The organism is Chromobacterium sp. S0633 (genome assembly GCF_024158805.1).
Lineage (GTDB): Bacteria > Pseudomonadota > Gammaproteobacteria > Burkholderiales > Chromobacteriaceae > Chromobacterium.
The window spans coordinates 97,654-117,840 of record NZ_JAMZGH010000002.1; the positions used below are offsets into that span (position 1 = coordinate 97,654).

A 20,187-nucleotide genomic window follows, 5' to 3' on the forward strand; every position below is an offset into this window, starting at 1 on the left:
AGATTTGAGCGCATCTACAGGATGGGCAGGAAGCATGAACATCGGTCAACAGAGGCTGACTCACCTCAAGCAGTTGGAAGCGGAGTCTATCCACATCATTCGCGAAGTGGCCGCGGAATTCGAAAACCCGGTGATGCTGTATTCGATAGGCAAGGATTCGGCGGTGATGCTGCATCTGGCCAAGAAAGCGTTTGCGCCGGGCAAGCCGCCGTTTCCCTTGATGCACGTGGACACCACCTGGAAGTTCAAGGAAATGATCGCGCTGCGCGACAAGCAGGCGCGCGAGTACGGCTGGGATCTGATCGTCCACGTCAACCAGGAGGGCGTGGACGCCGGCATCAATCCGTTCACCGCCGGCAGCGCCAAGCACACCGACGTGATGAAGACCGAGGGCCTGAAGCAGGCTTTGAACAAATACGGTTTCGACGCCGCTTTCGGCGGCGCTCGCCGCGACGAGGAAAAAAGCCGGGCCAAGGAGCGGGTGTATTCCTTCCGCGACCGCAACCACCGCTGGGACCCGAAGAACCAGCGGCCCGAGCTCTGGAACATCTACAACAGCAAGATAGACAAGGGCGAGAGCATACGGGTGTTCCCGCTGTCCAACTGGACCGAGCTAGACATCTGGCAATACATCTTCCTGGAAAACATCGAGATCGTGCCGCTGTACTTCGCCGCCGAACGGCCGGTGATAGCGCGCGACGGCACGCTGATCATGATAGACGACGAGCGGATACTGGATTATCTGAGCCCGGCGGAGAAGGCGAGCATTGAAACCCGCCGCGTCCGCTTCCGCACCCTGGGCTGTTATCCGCTGACCGGCGCGGTGGAATCGCAGGCGGCCACACTGCCGGACATCATTCAGGAGATGCTGCTGACCCGCACTTCCGAGCGTCAGGGCCGGGTGATAGACCACGACAGCGCCGGTTCGATGGAAAAGAAAAAGATGGAAGGATATTTCTGATGACCCACCAATCCGATCTGATCGCCGGCGACATCCTGGAATACCTGCGCCAGCACGAAAACAAGGATCTGCTGCGCTTCATCACCTGTGGCAACGTGGACGACGGCAAGTCCACCTTGATCGGCCGGCTGCTGCACGATTCCAAGCTGATCTTCGAGGATCAGCTGGCGGCGATAGAGCGCGACTCCAAGAAATACAACACCACCGATCAGGAGATAGACCTGGCCTTGCTGGTGGACGGTTTGCAGGCGGAGCGCGAGCAGGGCATCACCATCGACGTCGCCTACCGCTATTTCAGCACCGACAAGCGCAAGTTCATCATCGCCGATTGCCCGGGCCATGAGCAGTACACCCGCAATATGGCCACCGGCGCGTCCACCAGCAATCTGGCCATCATTCTGATCGACGCGCGGCGCGGGGTGCAGACCCAGACCCGCCGCCACAGCTACATCGTCAGCTTGCTGGGCATCCGTCATGTGATCGTGGCGGTGAACAAAATGGACCTGGTGGATTACGATCCGGCGGTGTTCGAGCGCATTCGCGACGAGTATCTGGCCTTCGCCGAGGGCCTGGCGATTCCGGACATCCGCTTTGTGCCGATCTCCGCGCTGCGCGGCGACAATGTGGTCAGCCGCGGCGAGGGCGCGCCCTGGTATCAGGGGCCGACGCTGATGCAGTTGCTGGAAACGGTGGAAGTGCGCAGCGACGCGGCGCTGGAAGGCTTCCGCCTGCCGGTGCAGTACGTGAACCGGCCCAATCTGGACTTCCGCGGCTTCTGCGGCACCATCGCCGCCGGCGAGATCCGCCCCGGCGACGAGGTGCTGGCGCTGCCGTCCGGCCGCCGCAGCAAGGTCAAGGCCGTGGTGGCTTACGAGGGCGAACTGGCCGCGGCCGGGGCCGGCGAGGCGATCACATTGACGCTGGAGGACGAGATCGACGTGTCGCGCGGCGATATGCTGGTGCGCGCCGACCAGCCGCCGCCGGCGGTGGCGGCCAGCCTGGACGCGCATCTGGTGTGGATGCAGGACGCGCCCTTGCGCGCCGGCAAGGAGTACGGCTTCAAGCTGGCCGGCAAATTCGTCACCGGCCGGGTGGAGGCCATCCTGCACCAGGTGGACGTCAACACGCTGGAGCAGAAGCCGGCCGAGGCGCTGCACCTGAACGAGATCGCGCTGTGCCGGATCAGCCTGAACGCGCCGGCGGTGATAGACGCCTACGCCGCCTGCCGCGGCACCGGCAGCTTCATCGTGATCGACCGGCTGAGCAACGCCACCGCCGGCGCCGGCATGATCACGGCGGCCAGGACGGAGCAGGCTGCCGCGCCGCAGGACGAATTGCAGCGCTTGCGCGCCTTCGAGCTGGAGTTGAACGCGCTGGTGCGCAAATACTTCCCGCATTGGGAGGCCAAGGACATCGGCCAGCTGTTTCCGCTCTGAGCGTGTGTTGAGCGTTGCCGACGGCCCGTCGCCCTAGTTTTCAGAGCCTGTTCAAAGTCTAGCGAGCGGGAGCGGGACAAGGTGCCGCGGCTGAGAAAGCGGAATGTACGTTTGGTATATGAGCATTTCGAAGCCGTCACCTCTCATGAGGCGCTGCGGACTTTGAACAAGATCTTAGAACCTGTTTACGATCTTTTGTAGATGTGTTTAACCGTTGCTAGATACGTAGGAAACCATGTATTCGACGCGCCCCGGGTCCCTTCAAGCCTGCCGTCGGGTGGCAGGCCCGAGGTTTTAAGCGGCTGCTTGTTCGAGCAGCGCGACGTTAGCGCGCTGCGAGTTCAGCCGCGCCTCGGGCCTGACGGGACCCGACGGGTAGCCGCAGGCCAGGCTTGCAGGGCGGCCTTTAGGGTAAAGGGAGATTTGGCCGCGCAAATCTCCCTTTCCGTTCGCCGGGCGGAACCGGCCCTAAATCATCATCCGCGTAGCGGATTCAATGCTTTGAACAATACTTCCGTTCCGGTTTGAAAAGATCGTGAACAGGTTCTTACGGCGGGCTGTCCGTTTTTCGACCTGTTGTTGCAGGATTCGGCCACGCCGGTTTACAGCCGGCGGCGGGCTGCCTACAATCCGGCAGCTTCAATTGGCGCGTTGTATCCGCTGCGGTTCGCAGCGGCGTGGTTCTGTTTCGTCCCGTCTGCTCCGGCAGCCGCGGTCCACTCGGTTTCCCCCTCCGTCTTTCGCTTGAAGCGCCGGCAACGCCGCCCGCGGCGCTGTCGCATCGCCTGTAATCCACATAGAAAAGATAAAACATGACGTTTGCGCTGAAACACATCGCAGGCGCAACCGCTGCCATCTTGCTGGCAGGCCCGGTTGCAGCCAAGGATTTCACTGTCGCCGTGATCTACGATCAGGCGGGCAAGTTCGACAAGAGCTTCAATGAAGCGGCATTCAACGGCGCCGAACGTTTCAAGAAAGAATTCCACATCAACTACCGCGAAGGCCAGGTCAGCAACGACGCTCAGAAAGAGCAGATGCTGCGCAATATGGCGCGCAAGGGCGCCGACCTGGTGGTGGCGGTGGGCTTCGCCTACACCCAGTCCATCGAGACCGTGGCCAAGGAATTCCCCAAGGTGAAGTTCACCCTGGTGGATTCGGTGGCCAAGGGCCCGAATGTGCAGAGCATCGCCTTCAAGGAGCAGGAAGGCTCCTTCCTGGTGGGCATGGCCGCCGCGCTCAAGTCCAAGAGCGGCAAGGTGGGCTATCTGGGCGGCATGGACGTGCCGCTGATCCGCGCCTTCGGCTGCGGTTACGCCCAGGGCGCCAAGTACGCCAATCCCAAGGCGGTGGTGATGCAGAACATGATAGGCACCACCCACGCCGCCTTCAACGACCCGGCGCGCGGCGGGGAATTGGCCAAGAGCCAGTTCGATCGCGGCGTGGACGTGGTGTTCGCCGCGGCGGCGCTGTCGAATATGGGCGTGATCCAGGCGGCCAAGGGCGCCAAGAAGTTCTACATCGGCGTGGACAGCAATCAGAACTATCTGCAGCCTGGCGTGGTGCTGACCTCCATGGTCAAGCGCGTGGACAACGCGGTGTACGAAACCATGCGCGACGCCAAGAACGGCGCGTGGAAGCCGGACGTCAAGCTGATGGGCCTGAAGGAAAACGGCGTGGACTGGGCCTTGGACCCGCACAACCGTTCGCTGATCACGCCTGAGATGGAGAAGAAGATTCTGCAGGCGCGCAAGGACATCGTCAGCGGCAAGATCAAGGTGGTGGATTACCGCGCCGCCAACCGCTGCCCGGTGAACTGATCCGCCGGAGCCGCGCCGCGCTTGGCGCGGCGACGTGACAACGGGCAAGACCAATGGTCTTGCCCGTTTTTCTTTGCGGCTCGTGAATAGGTGCTTAGATCCCCAGCGTCGCGCCGCCGTCCACGTACAGATTATGCAGCGTGATGTGGCGCGCCTGATCCGACAGCAGGAACAGCGCGGCATTGGCCACATCCTGCGGCGCGGCGATGCGTTGCAGCGGGATGCCGGTGCGGTACTGCTCCAGCGAGCCTTGCAGAATGGCCGGCGGGATGGCGTCGTCGCTCCACAACTGGCGCTGCATCGCAGTGTCGGTGGAGCCGGGCGACACGATGTTGCAACGCACGCCGAACTCGGCCAGCTCCAGGCCCAGGCATTTGCTGAACTGGGTGGTGGCGGCCTTGGACGCGGCGTAGGCCGCCATCTGGGTGCGCGGCACTTCGGCGGCGTTGGAGCCCACGGTGACGATGCCGCCCCGGCGGCGCGCCTGCATGCGCCGCGCCACCGCGCGGCTGAGGAAGAACACACCGTGAGTGTTGACGGCGAAGCTTTGCAGCCAGTCCTCGTCGCTGAGCTGTTCCACCGTGCCCAGGCGCAGCACGCCGGCGACATTGGCCAGCATGTCGATGGCGCCGATCTCGTCCTCGATGCGGGCCACCGCCTGTTCCACCGCCGCGCCGTCGCGGATGTCCAGCGGCAGCGGGATGATGCGGCCGTCGGCGTGGGCCGGCGCGTGGAGCGCCAGCTGCTGCAGGCCGTCGGCGCGCAGGTCCAGCGCCGCCACGCGGCAGCCCTGGTCCGCCAGCGAGCGCGCCAGCGCCGCGCCTATGCCCTGGGCCGCGCCGCTGACCACGGCCAGCCGGCCGTGGAATTCCGGGTAGCTGGCGCTCATGCGGCGGCCCCGTCCAGCTGGCGCGCCAGCAGCGCCTGCCAGGCGTTGACGGTGGGTTGTTGCGCCAGTTCGATGAAGTCGATTTCCGCGCCCAGCGCGCGCCATTGTTCCAGCAAGCTCATCAGGCGGATGGAGTCCAGGCCCCAGTCCAGCAGATTGTCGTCCAGGCCGATGTCGCTGGCCGGCTGTTGCAGCAGTTCGGCGATGGCGGCGCGCAGCGCTTCCGCGCTGGGCGCGGCGCTGGCCGGTGCGGCCTGCTGGTCCAGCTGGCCCAGCAGACGCTGGCTGTCCAGGGTCACGCCGCAGCGCTGGGCCACGTATTCCAGCGCCATCGCGTGGCGGTCGGCGGAGAAGTCGGCCAGGCCGTCGGCGACGAAGAAGGGCTGGATGTCGTACATGAAGGCGTCCAGCGCGGTGCTCATGCAGCCGATGTGGGCGTAGATGCCGCAGATGATCAGCTGGTCGCGGCCTTGCTGGCGCAGCAGGTTGAGGAAGGGCGAGCGCTGGAAGGCGCTGTAGCGCCACTTGGTCAGCACGGTGTCGTCGGCGGCCGGGCTCAGGCTGGCGACGATGGGGTGGCGTTCCGGACGCGCCGGCAGACCGGGGCCCCACATATCGTTGAGCAGGCCGCGGTCGCTGTCGGCCTGTTCCGCCGGCTGGGCGGTGTAGAACACCGGAATGTTCAGCTCGCGGCAGCGCGCGCGGATGGCGGCGATATTGCGCAGCGCGGTGGCCACCGGCTCGGCCTCGCGGTCATAGAAATCCAGGAAGTATTCCTGCATGTCGTGGATCAGCAGCGCGGCGCGCTGCGGCGCCACCGTCCAGTTGACGCGGTTGTCCGGCAGTTGCGACGGGATGGCGTAGGGGGCGATGCGGGGAATGCTCATGCTTGTGACCTTTGGGTGGACTGCGCGGCCAGTTTCTGTTCCAGCATCTGGCGCAGGGTTTTCTTGCTGACCTTGCCGACGCTGGTTTGCGGCAGGGTGTCGACCAGCTCCAGCCGGTCCGGAATCTTGTAGGCGGCGAGGCCGCGCTCGCGCAGGAAGGCGGCCACCTGGGGCAGGCGGATCGCCTGTTGCTCGCGCGGGATGATGAAGGCGCAGGAGCGCTCGCCCAGATAGGGGTCGCTCATCGCCACGATGGCGACGTCGCGCACCAGCGGGTGGGCCAGCAGGTGGTTTTCCACTTCCTCGGCGGAGATTTTCTCGCCGCCGCGGTTGATCTGGTCCTTGGCGCGGCCTTCCACCGTCAGATAGCCGTCGGCGTTCATACTGACCAGGTCGCCGGTGCGGTAGAAGCCGTCGGCGGTGAAGGCGCGCTGATTGTGGTCGGCGGCGCGCCAGTAGCCGCGGATGGTGTAGGGGCCGCGCGTCAGCAGGTGGCCGACTTCGCCCGGCGCCACCGGCTGGTCCTCGTCGTCGACGATGCGCACTTCGTCGTCGGCGCTGATCGGCCGGCCTTGTGTGTTCAGCACCTGTTCCGGGCCGTCGTCCAGCCGGGTGTAGTTGACCAGGCCTTCGGCCATGCCGAAGACCTGCTGCAGCTTGCAGCCGAGCGCGGGCTCGACGCGGGCGGCGAGCTCGGGGCCGAACTTGGCGCCGCCCACTTGCAGCAGGCGCAGGCTGGCCAGCTTGCCCGGCTGCTTGGCGGCGGCGTCCAGCCACAGCGGCACCAGCGGCGGCACCAGGGCGGCGATGGTGACGGCCTCGGTCTCGATCAGCTCGAAGGATTCGTCGACGCTGGGGCCGGAGGCCAGCACCACGGTGCCGCCGGCGTGGAAGACGCCGAAGCTGCCGGGCGAGCTCATCGGGAAGTTGTGGCCGGCCGGCAGCACGCACAGATAGACGCTGTCGCGGCTCAGGCCGCAGATCTCTGCGCTGGCGGCGAAGCTGTACAGATAGTCGTCATGGGTGCGCGGAATCAGCTTGGGCACGCCGGTGCTGCCGCCGGAGAGCTGGAAGAAGGCCAGGCCGCTGGGGTCCGGCTCCGCCGGCAAGGGCTGGTCCATCAGATAGAGGCTGTTGAGCGGGGTGTAGTCGCCGGCGTCGCCGGCCACGATCACCTGCTGTAGCGAGGGCGCCAGCGGCAGCAGCTCGGCCGCCAGCGCGCGGTAGTCGAAGCCGGCGTGCTGATCGGCGCAGAAATAGACCGCGGCGTCGGTGTGCTGGCAGAAGTAGGACACTTCGGCGCGGCGGTGCGCCGGCAAAGCGAACACCGGCAGCATGCCGAGGCGGAACAGCGCGAAGGCGACGATGAAGAATTCGGCGCAATTGGGCAGCTGCACCACGGCGCGCTGGCCGGGACGCAGGCCGCGCGCGTACAGGCCGGCGGCCAGGCGTTCGGCGTAGAGCTTGAGCTCGCGGTAGTTCAGCCGCTGCTTGCCGGCCACCAGCGCCAGCTTTTCCGGCTGCTGCTCGGCCTGGGCCGCCAGCATGGAAAACAGGGTCTGGCCTTGCCAATAACCGGCCTCGCGGTAGCGGCGGGCGAAATCTTCAGGCCACGGCGTCCAGTCCAGTTGTTGCTCGCTCATGCCGCCTCCGCCAGGTCGGCCAGGCCCATTGCGCGCAGCATGGTGCGGAATTTGGCCGCGGTTTCGGCCAATTCGCTTTCCGGCAGCGAGCCGGTGACGATGCCGGCGCCGGCGAACAGGCGCAGCGTGCGTTCGGCGATTTCGGCGCAGCGGATGGTGACCGCCCATTCGCCGTCGCCCTTGCCGTCGCACCAGCCCACCATGCCGGTGAAGAAGCCGCGGTCGAAGGGCTCGATCTCGCGGATCAGGCTGCGCGCCGGGTCCGCCGGGAAGCCGCACACCGCCGGGGTGGGGTGCAGCGCGCGCGCCAGTTCGAAGGAGCCCACCGCCGGATCGATCAGCTCGCCGCTGATGCGGGTGGACAGATGCCACATGGTGGCGGTGGACACCAGGGACGGACCGGCCGGCACTTGCAGATCGCGGCAGTACGGCGCCAGCGCCTCGACCACGGCGTCGATCACCAGCTTGTGCTCGAACAAGTCCTTGCCGGACTCCAGCAGCGCGTCGGCGCGGCGGCGGTCTTCCGCCGGGTCCGGGCTGCGCGCGGCGGAGCCGGCCAGCGGATTGGTGATCACTTGCCGGCCGTAGCGGGCCAGCAGCAGTTCCGGGCTGGCGCCCATCAGCGCGCGGCGCGGCGCGCCGTCTTCGCTCAGCTGCACGGCGAAGGTGTAGCCGTGCTGGTTCTGGCTGGCCAGATTGAGCAGCAATTGACGCTGGTCTATGGCCTGCTTGGCGGAAAGCTCTAAGGTGCGCGACAGCACCACCTTGTCCAGCGCGCCGCTGCCGATGCGGGCCAGCGCGTCGCTGACGCCCTGGCAGTAAGCGGCCGGCGCCGGCTGCGGCGTCAATTGGCAATCGGCTTGCAAGGGCTGGCGCAGGGCGCTGCGCTGTTCCTGACTCAGCGCGTCGGCGCGGCGCACTTGTTGCGGCACGAACAACCACGGCTGTTGTTCCGGCATGAAGGGGATGGCGCCGACGACCACGGCCTGAGCCGGGTCCGGCTGGGCGGCCAGCGCGGCGGCGATGGCGGCGCTGGGATCGGTGTCGGTGATCACTTGCTGGATGCCTTCGGCCAGCAGGGTGTGGCATGGCGAGGCGAAGAAGAAGGCGGAATCGGCCTGGTAGGCGGCCAACAGATTGTGTTCGCCGCTATAGGCTGGGTCGAGTGAGGTTTGGTTCATCGCTATTCCTGAGTCCACTGGGTAGGTGGGGGATGGCTCGTCTGAGCGTCGAGGGCGAATATAAATGATAATCGTTATCCATTGCAATACGGTGATATTGCGTACAGATGATATTGATTCCACATTTTTGCTCTAGGACTTCGTGGAGGCGCAGGTCCGGATTTGGCGGCGCCGCCTCATGTTGACGTCATCTCAAAGGCGCGCCAGAGGCCGTTCTCAGCTACTTTTTGGCATGCGGCGCAAGGGCGGGAGGCGGTGTCTCATGCCGAGGGATTGGACTAATTTTGGTAAAAACGCAATTGACAATCATTCTCAATAAAAATATCGTAGCCGCCAATTGAACCGCTTGCATGGCAGGCGCAGGATGGAGAACGACAATGTATTTTGAAGGCAGCGACAGCATGGACGGTGTTCCCGATAGTGCGCAGGCGGCGGAGCCGATGGGCTTGCTGCGCTTGCCCTCGCCGCGGGAACTGATGGCCGACGCGATGGCGGACGACAGGGCGCGGGAGACGGTGGCGCGCGGCCGCCGCCTGACTCAGGCCGCGATAGCCGGAGCGGGGACGCGCCGCCTGCTGTTGCTGCGTTTGCCGCTGCCGGCCTTGCTGGAGCAGGCTGAACAGCTGAGCGCCTGGCTGGCGCGGGAGGCGGGCTGGAGCGTGTTGGCCCAGCCGCTTGCCGTCGCGACGACGGGGCGCGGACGGCAAGCGCTGTTGGAGCAAAGAAAGATTTATCTGCAATGCCTGGTCGCGGGCGTTCCCTTGGCGCATGTCTTGATTCAGCCCAATGAGATGGCGTATCTGAGCGATCTGGTCAGCGCGGTGTTGCTGCCGCCCACCGTGATCGAGAGTCAGATTCATCGGGAGCTGGCTTCGGCGCTGCCATGCCCGGTATTGCTGGAGCCCGGCGACGCGGACAAGCTGCAGATCGCTCGCGACGCGCGCCAGGCGGTGGCGGCCAGCCATCGCTTCCCGATGCTGCTGAACGAGGGGCGGGTGGGCCTGGTGGAAAGCGCCGGCAATCCGGACGGCGCGGTGTTGCTGGGCGCAGGCATGGCGGCCGGCGGCGCGCCGCATTTGCTGGCCTTCGACGACGCGCCGGAGCGCGCGGAAGACTGGGCGCCGGCTTGCGGCGGCCTGACGCTGACCGCGTCCAGCGTGGCGGCGGCGCAGCGGCGATTCCTGCGCTGGCAAGCGTCCGAGCTGTTGGCCACGGCCGACTGAGCCGGTTTTAACGCACGCTGCTCACGCAATCCCGCCCGCTGCCCTTGGCGTGGTACAGCGCTTCGTCGGCGCGCGCGTAGCAGCTGGCGATGTCGTCGTCGGGCCGCAGCTCGGTCAGCCCGATCGAGCAGGTGTAGCCCAGCTCCGGCTTGGCCGCCAGGGGGCGGTCCAGCCGCGCGGCGGCGAGAATCCGTTCACAGCATTGCTCGGCCTCCAGCAGCGAGGTTTGCGGCAGCAGCAGCATGAATTCCTCGCCGCCCAAGCGGCCGAAGCCGTCTCTTTGCCGCAACTGAGCGCGCGCGGTCTGGACGAAGCCGCAGATGACGTGGTCGCCGGCCGGATGGCCCTCCAGGTCGTTGATGCGCTTGAAGTGGTCGAGATCGAGAATGGCGAGACAGGACGGCGCCGCGTGCTGAAGCCGCTGCTGCAACAGCAGTTGCAATAACTGCATCAGATGGGTGCGGTTGCTGATGCCGGTCATCGGGTCGGTCTGGGCGGCGCGCACGGCCACGTCGCGGGCCTGGCGCAGTTCGCGCTTGTCGGCGCGCAGTTCGGTGATATCGCTGGCCTGGCACAGCATCCAGCCGTCCGCGCTCATGGTTTCCGTCATCCACATCCAGCGGCCGTCGCATAGATCGGCCTCGAATGCGCGGTAAGGCAGTTTGCCGCGGCGCGAACAGGCGGAGCGCAGCCAGGCTTCGATATCGTCGGTTTCTATCCGCGAGCCTTGCTTCTGCCGGTAGTTTCGTCGCATGAGTTCCGCCCAACTCAGGTGTTCTTCTTGGGACAGGAAGAAGCTTTGGCGAAAGGCGGTGTTGGCGTAGCGCAGCATGTCTTGCGGGTCGAACAGCGCGATCAGGACCGCGCTGTCGTCCAGCAAGGCAAGCAGGGTGGTGCAGAGGGGGTCCGTCATGGCGGTGGGCTACTCAAGCGTGTTTCAGTGAGTATCGTACCCGGCGGCCATGCTTGCCAAGGCGCATGCCGCGCGTCACAGCATGGCGAAGGCCGCCATGCCGACCAGGGCGCCGGTCGTGCCCAGTATGGTCTCCATCAGCGACCAGGTTTTCAGCGTCTGAGCCTCGTCGGCGCCGGTGAATTTGCCGAACAGCCAGAAGCCGGAGTCGTTGACGTGGCTGAGCACGATGGAGCCGCCGGCGATGCAGATGGACAGCGCCGCCAGCTGCGCGCCGGACAAGCCCATGGTTTCGATGGCCGGCAGCACCAGGCCCACCGTGGTCAGGCAGGCGACGGTGGCCGAGCCCTGTATGACCCTGACCGCGGCCGCCAGCGCGAAGCAGGCGACGGCGATGGGCAGGCCGGCGCCGATCAGCGCGTTGCCCAGCGCCGGCCCCACGCCCGAATCCACCAGCACCTGCTTGAACACGCCGCCGGCGCCGGTCACCAATAGGATGATGCCGGCCGGTTGCAGCGCGGCGTTGCAGACGCGCATGACCTGTTCCGCGTCCATGCCGCGGCGGATCGCCAGGCCGTAGATGGCGATCAGGCAGGCGGCCAGGATGGCGCTGAACGGGTGGCCGATGAACTGCAGCCAGTGGTAGACGGCCGAGCCCGGCGCGGCCAGATGGCTGCCCAGGGTCTTGCAGGCCACCATGACCAGCGGGAACAGCACCAGGGTCAGGCTGAAGGCGAAGGAGGGCATGCGGCCGCGGTCCAGAGCCGGCTCGCTGATGTCGTCCGGCAGCGCCAGGCTGACGTGCCGGCTGATGAAGCTGCCGAACAGCGGTCCGGCCAGCAGCATGCCGGGAATCGCCGCCGCCAGCCCGATCAGAATCATCCAGCCGAAGTCGGCCTGCATCTGCGAAGCCAGCAGCATGGGCGTGGGGCCGGGCAAGAGGAAGGCCGCCGCCGCGGCCACGCCGGCGAACAGCGGCACCGCCAGCTTGACCACATTGCCGCCGGTGCGGCGCGCCACCGCGAACACCACGCCGATCAACAGCACGATGGCGACGTCGAAGAACAGCGGCAACGCGCAGACCAGGCCGGCCACGCCCAGCGCGTAATGCGCGCGTCGTTCGCCGAAGCGGCTCAGCAGCCGGTCGGCGATCTGATCGAGCGCGCCGGTTTCGTGCAGGATCTTGCCGAACATGGCGCCCAAGGCCACCACCACGGCGAGGAAACCCAGCGTGCCGGCCATGCCTTTTTGCATGGTGTCGGCGATTTTCTCCACCGGCATGCCGGAGGCCACGCCGGCTCCGATCGAGACCAGCATCAGCGCGATGAAGGCGTGCAGGCGCGCCTTCATCACCAGCAACAACAACAGAGCGACCGAGCCCAGCGCGGTCAATACCAGGGTTGCGATGGACATGTCAGCGCTCCTGGCGGGACTGGATCAGGCGCAGCGCGCCGGCGACGACGCTGTCCAGCTCGGGTCGGATGTCCAGGGCGTGGACGTCGGTCTCGTCCGGCCCCGGCTCTTCCAGCGCGGCGAATTGAGAGGCCAGCATATCGGCCTTCTGGAAATGGCCTTGCCGGGCTTGAAGCCGTTGCAGGATCAAGTCGAAGTCGCCTTTCAGGTAGAGGAAGGACAGCTGGGGGTTGCCGGCGCGCAACTGATCGCGGTATCGCCGTTTCAGCGCGGAGCAGACGATGATGGACAGCGCGTTGCTGCGTTGCATGGCGTAGGCGGCGTCGCTGAGCGCGGCAAGCCAGGGCAGCCTATCGGCGTCGTCCAGCGGCGTTCCTGCGGCCATTTTGTCGATATTGGCGCGCGGATGCAGGAAATCGCCGTCCAGCACGGCGCATGTCAGGTGTTGGGCCAGCCGCGCGGCGAGCGCCGATTTGCCGCAGCCGGAGACGCCCATCAGCACGTAAACCTGATGTGGTGTGGAATTCATGAAGCCACTCCAATGAGTTGTCGCTTTCGTTTGAAGGCGGATCGTGATTGTTACCGGTAACATCATGCCGATGACAATATGTCGGCTTTGCGGCGAGCAGGCAAGCGTTTTGAGCGCCGGGCTTGATCCGGAACCGGCGTCATTGCTTGAGGGCTTGATTGCTAAGGGATTTTACGGGGAGGCCGGTGTCGTATTCCGGCACCGGCTTAGACGCTGCCGCCCAGGCTCAGGGTATAGCCCAGGTCCACGACCGGATCGGCGTAACGCTGGCCGTGGATGCGGCCGAGCAGGCGTTGCGCCGCCAGCCGGCCTATCGCTTCGCGCGGCGTGACGACGCTGGCCAGCCGCGGGTGCAGCGCGGCGCCGATGTCCAGCGCGTTGAAGCCGGCGACGGCGATGCGCTCCGGCACCGCCAGGCCCATGGCCTGGGCCTCCAGCAGCGCGCCGGCGGCGATGTCGTCGTTGGTGCAGAACACGCCGTCCAGATCCGGCGCGGAGGCCATGGCCTGGCGCAGCATTTCGCCGCCAAGCTGAAAGCTGGAATGTTGTTCGGTCTGGATCTCCAGCGGGATCAGCCCGGCCTGCTCCATCGCCGCCCGGTAGCCGGCGGCGCGCAAGCGGGTGCGGCGGTCGAGGCGGGCGGCCAGATAGGCGATGCGCCGCTTGCCGCGCGCGATCATGGCCCGGGTCATGTCCTCGGCGGCGGCCCGATGGTCCAGGCCCACGGCCAGGTCTATGGGCTGGGTCGGCAACTCCATCACTTCCACCACCGGGATGGCCGCCACCTGCAGCATGCGCAAAGTGCGTTCGGAGTGAACGGTTTCGCATAGGATCAGCCCGTCCACCTGGAAGGACAGCAGCTGCTCCACTTGCCGGGTTTCCTGTTCGATGTCGTAGCAGTAATGGCCGTAAAGCGTGTGGTAGCCGGCCTCGCGGGTCATGGCTTCGACGCCGTGCACCAGGCTGGAGAACACCTGATTGGACATGGACGGCAAGAGCACGCCGATGGCGCGGCTCTTGGCGCGGGCCAGCAGGTCCGGCACCCGGTTGGGGATATAGCCCAGTTGCTCCATCGCGCCGGCGATGCGCTGGCCGGTGGCGTCCGACACCAGGCTGGCGTTGCGCAGATAACGGCTGACCGTCATCTTGGAAGTGCCTACCCGGTCGGCGATGTCCTGCAGCGACGGGCGGCGCGGCTTATCGCTCATGACGCGGGCCCGGCAAGGCGGAAGCGACGGCTTCCGGGGATAGGGCGAACGGCGCGAAACGGTTCATGCGGGCATCGGGCTCCCATGGCGGCGTGGTGAGGCTAGGCAAGCCGCGATTGTAGACCGATTTTCGTCAAATGAGCTATGGCCAGTGGATGGCCGTGGCGGCGGCGCCGAGTTTTTTGGCATAAAACCGCGTTTCGGCGCCGGCGCGGCGCCTTAATCGTCCGGCAAACCCAGCAGGCGGCGCAGATTGTTGATCACCTGCTGGCGTCTGGCCTGTTCTTGCAGGTAATCGCGTTCGGCGGCGGCGACGTCGGCCGCGCAGTGCGGACAACAGGTCTCGTCGGGGTGGATGTATTGCTGGCACTGCCGGCACAGCGCCAGCTTGGCCGGCGGCCGGCCTTCGCGCGGCGCGGTCTTGCCCTTGTTTTTCCAAGTCAGCGCGATCACCTGGCCGCTGCGGCTGATGCGGCCGACTTCCTGGCCGCTGGCGATGTCCTCGGTGATCAGGTCGAAACGCCCGACGGCGAAGGAGGCCGGCGCGGCGTCCTGCAGTTTGACGATGCGCTCGCGCAGGCCCTGTTTTTCCAGTTCCAGCGCGCGGTAATGGCAGTAGGGATTGTTGCCGGGCTTGCCCAGCAGCGAGTGGGAGGTCCAGGTGCAGCCGCCGCGGCAGACGTCGTTGTAGTAGCAGCCGCGGCAATAGCCCCATAAATCGTCCACCGAGCGCAGCCGGCCGAAATGGATGCCCTCGCTGTGATGCCAGATGTCGTCCAGGCTCATATCGCGCACATTGCCGCCGGAAAAGCCGACGGTGGCCAGCGAGGGACAGCCCTTGACGGTGCCGTCCGCCTCCAGCGCCAGCACGGTCTGGCCGGCGGCGCAGCCGCTCCAGTGCACCCGCTCGTCGCCGAAGCCGCGCCACAGCCGCTCGTAAGGGCCGTAGTAGCCGATATTGTTGCCCACGTTCATCAACAGGCCGCGTTCCACCCCCTCGCGGTAAAGCCGCGCCAGCAAGGGCATCAGCTCTAGCAATTGGTAGGGCTGCAGCAAGAGTTCGTCGTTGTCCACCGCATTGCCCATCGCCACCGTCAGCTGGATCTGCCAGTGGGTGGCGCCCAGCTCGATGATCTGATCCATCAGCGCCGGCAAGTCCGGCATGGTGGCCGCGCCGATCTGGGTGTTGACGCTGACGGCGAGGCCGGAGGCCTTGGCGCGGCGCAAGGCGTCCACCGCCTTGTCGAAAGCGCCCGGCACATTGCGCACCTTGTCGTGCAGGGGCGCGAGGCCGTCCAGCGACACGCCGACGCCGTTGAGGCCGGCGTCTATCGCCTGTTGCAGCCGGGCGGGGTTCAGATTGCGGCCGCCGGTCTGAATCGCGCAATACATGCCGTGGCCGCGGATGGCGCGGATCAGCTGGGTCCAGTCCTTGCGCAGATAGGCCTCGCCGCCGATCAAGGTGATTTCGCGGGTGCCCAGCGCCGCCAGCGCGTCTATCACTTCCAGGCATTCGGCGGTGGACAGCTCGTTCGGGCGGCGGTGGCCGGCGCGGGAGCCGCAGTGCAGGCATTTCAGATCGCAGGCCAGGGTGATTTCCCAAACCACGTGCACCGGGACATAGCGCTTGAAGTCTTCGTCGTCCAGATAGCGTGCCGGGCGGACGGCGGGGCTGTCGTCTAGCATGGGCGGGTCCTTGAGAGAGGGCGAGGAGCGCCCGGCGGGCGCTCCTGGGCTTTGAACAAGCGCGGATGAGGCGGGGCGGTTTAGTGCCTGCCTTCGAGGCGGGCGATTTCAGCATGCAGCTGCTTCAGCGCGGCCTCGATATTGTCGTGCTGCTTCAGCTGCTCTTCCGCCTGGCCGGCCAAGGACTTCATCTGCGCCAGATTGCTGCTGACGCGCGATTGTTGCAGCGCGGCGGCGTACAGCGGGATGGGGTGCGGATAGGGCTTGCTGCCGGCGCGCGGCTCCGGGTGCACGGCCGGCGCTTCGGTGACGATGGCGTGCGCGACGGTGTGCCAGGCTTCCTGGTAGAAGAAGCGATAGCTGGCGTGGCCGTCCTGCCAGTCCTGATCGAGGATGCCTTGCAGATGGAAGGTTTCGGCGATCTGGCTATTGGGCGAACTGGGGCTGCCCTCCAGCGACAGCACGATGTGATGCTCGGCCGACGGGTCCAGCTTGGCCTGGCTGTAATGGCCCCAGACATTGGCCTGGAACTGCAGCGGCGGACTGACGCTCTGGGTGATGCTGGCGTGGCCGCTGATCTTTTTCTGCGGCGTGTCGACCAGCAAGTCCAGGGTCAGGACCGGCGCGCCCAGCACCGGTTGGGAAATGAGGTAACGGACATGGAACAATCCTGTTGCTGACATGGAGCACTCCTTGACGAATGGGAAGGTATCGGCGCGCGCGCCTGCTTATTTGCGGTCCAGCTTGGTGATTTCCGCCTTCAGCGCATCCAGTTCCTTGCGCAGTTGCGGCTGGGCGTCCAGCTGCTGTTTGGCGTAAGCGGCCAGGGTTTTCATATGGGCCAGGTCGCCGCTGGCGATGGCGCTTTGGATCGGCACGCCGTACAGGGCCATGATGGGCGGATTGGGCAGGATCACCGGGCCGGGTTCCAGCGGCAGCGGGAAATAGCGGGATTTCAGTTCCGGGTTCAGCTTGGCCGGCACATTGTCCACTTCCACCCATGTGGAGCCGTCGAGATAGCTGTAATTGGCGATGCCCTTTTTCCAGTCGTGGCTAAGCACCAGGTGCAATTTGAAGTTGGTGGTGTTGCCGTTGTGGCCTTGGGCGGAGATCAGGATGCGGCCCTCGCTGGTCGGCACCACGCCCAGGTAGGCGTATTGGCCGTGAACATGGGAGTGCAGGTTCAGCGGCGGGTGGAGGCTTTGGTTGACGACGTGGGCGCTGCCGGTCACCGAGTGGGTGGGGGGCGCCACCAGCAGGTTCAAGAGCAGCGTTGGCGCGCCCGCCAGATCGTTGCCGATGAGGTAGCTGACGGGGAACAATCCGATTTCAGTCTGAGTATTGCCTGACATAAGACCTCCAAAACTAAAGGTGAGGGATGCCTCGGGCTGCGCGGCGCTCAGCGCCGTTCCAGACGAGTGATTTCCAGCTTCAATTGCTCAATGGCGGCGTGCAGATCGCCGTATTGGTGCAGATGCTGCTCGCCTTGCTCCAGCAAGGTTTTCATCTGCGCCAGGTTGCCTTCGGCGATCGCCTGATGAATGGCGACGCCATAAGGCAGCGTTTGATGCGTGGGAAGATGGCTCATGGTGTTCACTTCCTTGCGCTGAATGATTTGAGGTGGACGCACGGCCAGGGACGACCGGGCGCGGTAGCGGCTGCCGGCCGCGCGGCAGTGCTTATCGGTGTAGCAGTTGGGATGGGGGGCGTGCTGGCCTAAATGGCGGTTTTTATGAAAAACAAATACTTAAGTGGAAATGCTGAGTCGTGCAGAATGGCGCTGGGAGCCGGTCTTGGAAAGTGAAATGCTCATGCGGCGCATGAGCATTCCGAAGCGGTGGCCGCGCCTCGCTGCGCGCGGCGGATCGTCAACAGCTTCTCAAAAGCGGGAGGACGCCCGGGCCAGATAGAACCACTCCTGGCCGCTAGGGCTGCGGGGGTTGGGGAAGACGACGCGGCCGTCGTCCAGCGCCGTTACTGGGCTGCCGTCGGCGCGCCAGCCTATCAGCTCGCCTCGGCTCACCGGGTCGAAGCTGGTCCAGTCGCGGGCGAAGCGGTCTCCGTCGTCGAGCTTGTCCACCACCTCGTACAGGCTGAGCACCTCCAAGGGGCCGGCCGCGGGCGGCGGCGCGTCCAACATGCCCAGATGAGCCAAGGTGTTGACGATGGCCTGGTAGGCGACGCTCGGCGCGGCCGGGTCGTCGTGCTGGCCGCACTCCAGCGTCAGCGCCCAGCCGCCTTGTTGGCGCATGTACTCGGTGGTGCCGACGCCGTAGCGGACGTCGCCGTCCGGGGCCTTGCCGCGTCGGCTCACGCCCAGCGCGTAAGTGGCGAGCCAGCCGTCCACCGCGCGGGCCACGCCCAGCCTTTGCGCCAGCGCTTCTTCTTGCGCGGCCAGGGCGAAGGACTCCAGCTCGCCGGCGTTGTCGCGCGGTCCCAGGAACACGAAAGCCTGGCCCTGGGACTGGAAGGAGTGCAAGTCCAGCAAAACCTCGTGCTCCGCCAGCAGCGGACATAGCCAGTTGGCGACATGGTCTTCGTAATCGCGCGGCGCGTCGCTGGGGGCGAGATGGCGGTTCAGATTGCGTTCACCGCCGCGCTGGCCCAACTGAAAGGCCAGCGGATTGCTCACCGGGACCAGGGTCAGCCGGCCGGCGCGCAAGGCTAGCGCGCCTTGTTCCAGCTCCGCCATCAGCCGGCGGACGGCGAGCGTGCCGCAGCCCTCGTTGCCGTGCACGGCGGCGGTGACGATCAGGCGGGGGCCGGCCCGCAAGCCCTGATAGCGGTGGCTGACGAAATAGGGCGGCCAGCTTGGGTTTATTTGAGCCATACGTCCTCGAAGTCGAAAGAGCCGTTGGGATTCATCACGAAACCCTGCACATTGTTGCGCAGCGGAATGTAAATGCGGGAATGGGCCATGGTGATCCAGGGACGTTCGTATTTGAAAATCTCCTGGGCTTTCAAATAGTACTGGGCGCGTTGCTTCTGCTCGGTGGCCTGCCGGCCCAGCAGCAGCAGCTTGTCGAACTCGGGGTTGCAAAAGCGCTGGCCGCCCTTGCTGACGCTGCAGGACAGCGAGTTCCACAGGAAATCGTCCGGATCGCCGGAGTTGCTGGTCAGGCCGGACATATAGACATCGTGTTCGCCGGCGGCGGCGCGTTTCAGGTATTCGCCCCATTCGTAGGATCGAATATTGGCCTTGACGCCTATCCTGGCCCAGTCCTGCTGGATCATCTGCGCCATCAGCTTGCCGTTGGGGTTGGTCGGCCTTTGCACCGGCAGCGCCCACAGATCGAGGGCGAAGCCGTTGGGGTAGCCGGCCTGGGCCAGCAGCGCCTTGGCCTTGGCCGGGTTGTATTCATTGCGGGTTTTGGCGTTCCAGCTCCAGGTGGACGGCGGATAGGGGTTGACCGCCTGGGTGGCGCCGCCCTTGGGGAACATCGTCTTGAACAGGGCGTCGCGGTTGATGGCGATGTCCAGCGCCACGCGCACTTCGCGCTTGGCGAATTGCGGCCGTTTCAGATTGTAGGCCAGATAGGAGATGTTGCTGGCGCCGGTGGCGGCGATCTTGATGTTCTTGTCGGCGTTCAAGGTGTCCAGATCGGCCTCGCGCACCGCCGCGGCCACCTGGCATTCATTGGCTTTCAGTTTCTGGATGCGCACTTGAGGATCGGTGACGATGGCGAAAATCAGGCTGCGGGTTTTCTGCGGCGCGCCCCAGTACTGGGGGTTGGCCTCGTAGCGCACGGTCGAGTCCTTGGCGTAGCTCTTGAAGCGGTAGGGGCCGGTGCCTATGGGCTGCAGATTGATCTGCGCGGGCTTGCCGGCCTGCAGCAACTGCTGGGCGTACTCCGCCGACTGCATGCCGGCGAAGCCCATCGCGAAGAAGGTCAGGAAGGTGGCGTTGCGTTCTTTCAGCCGGATCTTGACGGTGTTCGGGTCCAGCTTTTGCACCGAGTCTATCAGCTTGACCAGGCCGTAGCCGTCCGGGCCGGTCAGCGGGGTCTTGAGCGCTTGGTTGAACGGCAGCTCCGGCCGGATCCAGCGGTTGACGGTGAAAACCACGTCGTCGGCGGAGAAGTCGCGGCTGGGCTTGAAGTAATCGGTTTGATGGAATTTGACGCCGCGGCGCAGCTTGAAAGTGTATTCCAGCCCGTCCGCCGATACGCTCCAGCTTTCCGCCAGCCCAGGGCGCAGCGCCACGCCGCCGCGTTTGAATTCGGTCAGACCCTGAAAGACGGGCTTGACGATGTTGTAGGTGGAGGCGGTGTCCCACATCGCCGGGTCGAAGCCTTCCGGCGCGGCTTCCGCGCAAAAGACCAGGGGCTTGGCCGCCAGCGCGGCGGCGGGCAGCGCGCCGGCCAGCAGCAGGGAAAGGGAGAGGATCGATTTTGTCATTTA

18 protein-coding genes are annotated in these 20,187 nt (G+C 65.6%); 4 read left to right on the plus strand and 14 right to left on the minus strand.

What is annotated here, in order from left to right; translation table 11 throughout:
* Window positions 1–34 precede the first annotated feature (34 nt).
* From cysD to NK214_RS01605, 3 genes are all read left to right on the plus strand, one after another.
* On the plus strand, window positions 35–961 hold the full coding sequence (gene cysD, locus NK214_RS01595) for a sulfate adenylyltransferase subunit CysD (protein WP_107798848.1): 927 nt from the start codon (window positions 35–37) through the stop codon (window positions 959–961).
* On the plus strand, window positions 961–2,397 hold the full coding sequence (gene cysN, locus NK214_RS01600; protein WP_253313626.1) for a sulfate adenylyltransferase subunit CysN: 1,437 nt from the start codon (window positions 961–963) through the stop codon (window positions 2,395–2,397). Before cysD ends, cysN begins: the two co-directional genes overlap by 1 nt.
* Window positions 2,398–3,209: 812 nt before the next feature.
* Entirely contained in the window at window positions 3,210–4,214 is a 1,005-nt protein-coding gene (locus tag NK214_RS01605) for a BMP family protein (RefSeq protein ID WP_107798850.1), read from the plus strand.
* Between the two features lie 94 nt (window positions 4,215–4,308).
* Here NK214_RS01605 and NK214_RS01610 read toward each other — a convergent pair whose 3' ends face one another.
* Genes NK214_RS01610 through dhbC form a run of 4 tightly spaced genes read right to left on the minus strand, consistent with a single transcriptional unit; the run spans window position 4,309 to window position 8,814 of the window.
* Complete coding sequence (locus NK214_RS01610; protein WP_107798851.1) at window positions 4,309–5,103, minus strand: 2,3-dihydro-2,3-dihydroxybenzoate dehydrogenase; 795 nt, start codon at window positions 5,101–5,103, stop codon at window positions 4,309–4,311.
* Entirely contained in the window at window positions 5,100–5,990 is an 891-nt protein-coding gene (locus tag NK214_RS01615) for an isochorismatase family protein (protein ID WP_107798852.1), read from the minus strand. Before NK214_RS01615 ends, NK214_RS01610 begins: the two co-directional genes overlap by 4 nt.
* Window positions 5,987–7,633, minus strand: a complete 1,647-nt coding sequence (locus NK214_RS01620) for a (2,3-dihydroxybenzoyl)adenylate synthase (protein WP_253313627.1) — start codon at window positions 7,631–7,633, stop codon at window positions 5,987–5,989. Before NK214_RS01620 ends, NK214_RS01615 begins: the two co-directional genes overlap by 4 nt.
* Window positions 7,630–8,814 (minus strand): isochorismate synthase DhbC, encoded by a 1,185-nt coding sequence (gene dhbC, locus NK214_RS01625; protein WP_253313628.1) that lies wholly within the window; start codon window positions 8,812–8,814, stop codon window positions 7,630–7,632. The genes NK214_RS01620 and dhbC overlap by 4 nt, the downstream gene beginning before the upstream one ends.
* A gap of 377 nt (window positions 8,815–9,191) precedes the next feature.
* Between dhbC and NK214_RS01630 the strand changes: the two genes are divergently transcribed.
* Window positions 9,192–10,037, plus strand: coding sequence for a hypothetical protein (locus NK214_RS01630; protein ID WP_253313629.1), 846 nt, complete (start codon window positions 9,192–9,194; stop codon window positions 10,035–10,037).
* Window positions 10,038–10,044: 7 nt separating this feature from the next.
* Here NK214_RS01630 and NK214_RS01635 read toward each other — a convergent pair whose 3' ends face one another.
* The 10 genes from NK214_RS01635 to NK214_RS01680 all read right to left on the minus strand — a co-directional run bounded on the left by NK214_RS01635 (window position 10,045) and on the right by NK214_RS01680 (window position 20,184).
* Window positions 10,045–10,950 (minus strand): sensor domain-containing diguanylate cyclase, encoded by a 906-nt coding sequence (locus tag NK214_RS01635; RefSeq protein WP_107798856.1) that lies wholly within the window; start codon window positions 10,948–10,950, stop codon window positions 10,045–10,047.
* 75 nt (window positions 10,951–11,025) lie between these two features.
* Window positions 11,026–12,363 carry a gluconate transporter gene (gene gntU / locus NK214_RS01640; RefSeq protein ID WP_253313630.1) on the minus strand — a complete coding sequence of 446 codons (1,338 nt, stop codon included), beginning with the start codon at window positions 12,361–12,363 and terminating at the stop codon, window positions 11,026–11,028.
* A 1-nt stretch (window position 12,364) separates the two neighbouring features.
* Entirely contained in the window at window positions 12,365–12,892 is a 528-nt protein-coding gene (gene gntK / locus NK214_RS01645) for a gluconokinase (RefSeq protein WP_235088454.1), read from the minus strand.
* A gap of 206 nt (window positions 12,893–13,098) precedes the next feature.
* Complete coding sequence (locus NK214_RS01650; protein ID WP_227103352.1) at window positions 13,099–14,100, minus strand: substrate-binding domain-containing protein; 1,002 nt, start codon at window positions 14,098–14,100, stop codon at window positions 13,099–13,101.
* 219 nt (window positions 14,101–14,319) lie between these two features.
* On the minus strand, window positions 14,320–15,786 hold the full coding sequence (locus tag NK214_RS01655) for a GDL motif peptide-associated radical SAM/SPASM maturase (protein ID WP_253313631.1): 1,467 nt from the start codon (window positions 15,784–15,786) through the stop codon (window positions 14,320–14,322).
* A gap of 80 nt (window positions 15,787–15,866) precedes the next feature.
* On the minus strand, window positions 15,867–16,469 hold the full coding sequence (locus NK214_RS01660; RefSeq protein WP_107798861.1) for a DUF1842 domain-containing protein: 603 nt from the start codon (window positions 16,467–16,469) through the stop codon (window positions 15,867–15,869).
* 45 nt (window positions 16,470–16,514) lie between these two features.
* Window positions 16,515–17,138, minus strand: coding sequence for a DUF1842 domain-containing protein (locus NK214_RS01665; protein ID WP_107798862.1), 624 nt, complete (start codon window positions 17,136–17,138; stop codon window positions 16,515–16,517).
* A 47-nt stretch (window positions 17,139–17,185) separates the two neighbouring features.
* On the minus strand, window positions 17,186–17,374 hold the full coding sequence (locus tag NK214_RS01670) for a DUF1843 domain-containing protein (RefSeq protein ID WP_107798863.1): 189 nt from the start codon (window positions 17,372–17,374) through the stop codon (window positions 17,186–17,188).
* A gap of 291 nt (window positions 17,375–17,665) precedes the next feature.
* Window positions 17,666–18,616 (minus strand): succinylglutamate desuccinylase/aspartoacylase family protein, encoded by a 951-nt coding sequence (locus NK214_RS01675; protein ID WP_253313632.1) that lies wholly within the window; start codon window positions 18,614–18,616, stop codon window positions 17,666–17,668.
* A complete protein-coding gene (locus NK214_RS01680) occupies window positions 18,604–20,184 on the minus strand; it encodes an ABC transporter substrate-binding protein (protein ID WP_253313633.1) in 1,581 nt (526 codons plus the stop codon). Before NK214_RS01680 ends, NK214_RS01675 begins: the two co-directional genes overlap by 13 nt.
* Between the last annotated feature and the right edge of the window lie 3 nt (window positions 20,185–20,187).